The organism is Mesorhizobium sp. M1E.F.Ca.ET.063.01.1.1 (assembly GCF_003998155.1).
Classification (GTDB): domain Bacteria; phylum Pseudomonadota; class Alphaproteobacteria; order Rhizobiales; family Rhizobiaceae; genus Mesorhizobium.
This window is the reverse complement of the sequence record NZ_RZSC01000648.1, coordinates 1-3329: the sequence shown is the minus strand read 5'-3', so window position 1 is coordinate 3329 and position 3329 is coordinate 1. Positions and strand designations below refer to the sequence as shown.

Annotated in this window: 2 protein-coding genes; one reads left to right on the top strand and one right to left on the bottom strand. The window is 64.5% G+C overall.

Features of this window, described 5'->3' with window-relative positions:
* Positions 1–1015, bottom strand: a 1015-nt coding sequence (locus tag EOA29_RS29870; RefSeq protein ID WP_127222010.1) for an NTP transferase domain-containing protein, incomplete at its 3' end; no start/stop codon positions are given.
* A gap of 289 nt (positions 1016–1304) precedes the next feature.
* On the opposite strand from EOA29_RS29870, the gene EOA29_RS29865 reads away from it, so the two are divergent.
* On the top strand, positions 1305–3212 hold the full coding sequence (locus EOA29_RS29865) for an adenylate/guanylate cyclase domain-containing protein (protein WP_245468574.1): 1908 nt from the start codon (positions 1305–1307) through the stop codon (positions 3210–3212).
* The last annotated feature ends 117 nt before the right edge of the window (positions 3213–3329 follow it).

Here is a 3329-nt window from a genome sequence, read left to right as displayed (position 1 = left end):
CCTGCTTGACCTCGCAGAAATTGCCGACCTTGGCCTTTTTTCTGAGATCGGCACCGGGACGCAACCGGGCGAACGGTCCGACCTCGCAGTTCGCGGCAATGGTGGTGCCTGCGAGATGGCTGAAAGCATGGATCGTGACGCCGGCGGAAATCTTGACGCCCGGGCCGAACCACACATTCGGCTCGACCACTGTATCGGCGCCGATTTCAGTGTCGTGCGAGAAATAGACGGTTTCGGGCGCGATCAGCGTCACGCCCGCAAGCATCGCTTCACGCCGCCGGCGCGCCTGCCAGATGGCTTCCGCTTCGGCGGGCTCGGCCCGGTTGTTGATGCCGAGCGCATTTTCGAAGCTCGCCTCGGTGGCGACCACGTCGAGGCCCTCCGCTCCGGCGATTTCGACGATATCGGTGAGGTAGAACTCACCCTTGGCGTTGCTGTTGCCGACCTTGTCGAGCAGTCGAAGCGCATGCTTGCCGGCCACCGCCATCATTCCGGCATTGCAGAAGCCGATCTTCTTTTCCGCCTCGGAACAGTCCTTTTCCTCACGGATGGCGACCAATCGGCCACCTTTTTCGATCAGCCGGCCGTAGCCGGTGGGATTGGGCGGACAGAAGCCGATGACCGCAACAGCGGCCCCTTCCGCCAGCTTTTGCCGCGCGGTCGCCAGCGCTTCGGCATCGATCAAAGGCGTATCGCCGAACATAACGAGAATATCGTCGTAACCCTTTGATATCGCTTCGCGAGCGGCGAGCACGGCATGCGCGGTGCCGAGCCGCGTCTCCTGCACGAAGGTCTCGGCCTTCGGCGCGAATTTCTGCGCGGCTTTGCGCATCTCCTCGGCGCCATGGCCGATCACCAGCGCCAGACCCGTCGCTCCGGCGGCCTCCGCCGCCTTCACCACATGAGCCACCATCGGTAGGCCGGCAATGGCGTGCAGCACCTTGGGCATCGCGCTTTTCATGCGCGTGCCTTCGCCGGCGGCGAGGATGACGGACAGGCAGGATCTCTGGCTCATGAAAGGACAACCGTACGAAAAGCGTTTGAATCAGCATGCTAGCAGTGCTGCTCATGCTGCACCAATGCGGTTAAATTCCGATGAGACGGCGGAGCGAAGTCTCTAAGCGCGGACGTCTGGTGGGATGCCCGATACAAAAGCACCGCCGCGATGGCGTCAACCGGTTACACACATAGGAGATATCTCCGGCCTTCTGGGAGTGGTGTGTCAGCGCCCCCAGAGGCTGCGTGGGCGTGTCGTCGGTTGGTTGTTAGCACGGCGGCTGGAGCGCTCCACGCTCGCAAGCGGGATGACGAAATCTCGTGAAGGCAAGGTCAAGGCGCGTTCTCCGTTCCGCATCGGCGACGGGCGGAGACTGGGAGAGATGAATACCATGCGCGTGGCGCGTCTGGAAGTTGGCAGGACATGGACGCGGGGCGGCCCGCGTGCAGGCGCTTGGCCGAGCGGTGCAGAGACCACGCAGCGCCACCTCGCAGCGATCCTGGCTTGCGATGTGGTCGGCTATTCGCGCCTGACAGAGCGCGACGAGCGCGGCACGCTCGAGCGGCTGAAGGTCTACCGCAGGGACCTCCTCGAACCGCTGGTATCCGAACACAGGGGTCGGATCGTCAAGCTCACCGGCGACGGCATGCTGTGCGAGTTCGCGAGCGTCGTTAACGCGGTGACCTCGGCGATGGCGATCCAGCAGGCCGTGACAGAACACGAGGCGGAGACGCCCGAGGAAGAGCGGATTCGCTTCCGCATCGGCATCAATCTCGGCGACGTGGTCTGCGAGGAGGATGGCGACCTCTACGGCGACGGGGTCAACATCGCCGCCCGCCTCGAAAGCGTCGCCGATCCCGGCGCCGTGGTCGTCTCGGGCACCGCCTACGACCACCTTCAGGGCAAGCTCGACTGCGGCTTCACGCCGCTAGGCAACCTGCGCCTCAAGAACATCGAGCGGTCTGTGCGCGCCTACCGCGTTGACACCGACGCCAGCGCCTCGGTGGCTGCGCCGCCTCCCCTGCCCGAGAAACCCTCGATCGCGGTTCTGCCTTTCACCAACATGAGCGGCGACCCCGACCAGGAATACTTCGCCGACGGGCTGGTGGAGGACATCATCACCGGATTGAGCCGGGTGGACTCCTTCTTCGTGATCGCCCGCAACTCGTCCTTCACCTACAAGGGCCGGGCGGTGGACCTGCGCCAGGTCGGGCGCGAGCTGGGCGTCCGCTACGTGCTCGAAGGCAGCATCCGCAGAGCTGGATCGCGGGTGCGCATCAGCGGGCAGTTGGTGGATGCGATCAGCGGACACCATGTCTGGACCGACCGCTTCGAGGGCGACGTGAGCGACATCTTCGACCTGCAGGACAAGGTGACCGAGAGCGTCGTCGGCGCTGTCGAGCCGAGCATCCGGCTGGAGGAGATCAAGCAGGCGCGCATGAAGCCGACCGACTACATCAGCGCCTACGACCTCTACCTTCGCGCGCTGCCGCGCTTCTACAGCATGACGCGCGAAGGCTTTGCCGACGTGCGCCGGCTCACCAACGAGGCCCTCAGCATCGACCCTGGCTTCAGCTTGGCGAAGGCACTCGGCGCCTATATCCGCAGCCTGTCCGTGAGCCAGTGCTGGCACGAGCCCGACGATACCAGAGTCGCCGCGCGGATGGCGCGCGAGGTCCTGGCGGAAGCGCGCGACGACCCCACGAGCCTACGCTTCGCCGCGCAGGTGATCGCCTACAGCGCGAAGGAGTACGAGATGGCGCTGGGCACGATCGAACGATCCCTGCTGCTCAACCCCAATTCGGCGCAGGGCCATACGGGCTGCGGGTGGGTGAACGCACATTCCAGCCGCCCGCTCGTCGCGATCGAGCACTTTCACAGGGCAATGCGACTGAGCCCGATCGATCCCGAGAAGGGCATCGCGCTCTCCGGCATCGGAATGAGCTACCTGATGCTCGAGCGCTACGAGGAAGCGCTGGCATGGGGAGAACGCGCGCTGCACGAGATGCCGAACTACGGCTCCTCGCACCGGGTGGTGATCATGGCGCTGGTCAAACTCAACCGGCTGGAAGAGGCGCAGGCGGCGGCGCGGCGGCTGATGGAGGCGTTCCCGACCTACACGCTCACCCTGCAGAGACAGATCAACCCATGGCTGGACAAGGTTTTTGCCGAGCGTTACGTCGAGGCGCTGGCTATCTCCGGCGTGCCGGAGTGATCGTCGCGGTTGCAAAGACGCATTCTCCTGCGCGTCACGTCCGGTCCTGCGACGTCCCTTGTGGCAAATTACCCCAACCTTCCCAGCACCGGAAAATTCTCCAGGAGCCAGTAGGAC

Coding starts and splice junctions, on each gene's coding strand:
- EOA29_RS29865 (WP_245468574.1), top strand. CDS start 1,305: ATGACGAAATCTCGTGAAGGCAAGGTCAAGGCGCGTTCTCCGTTCCGC.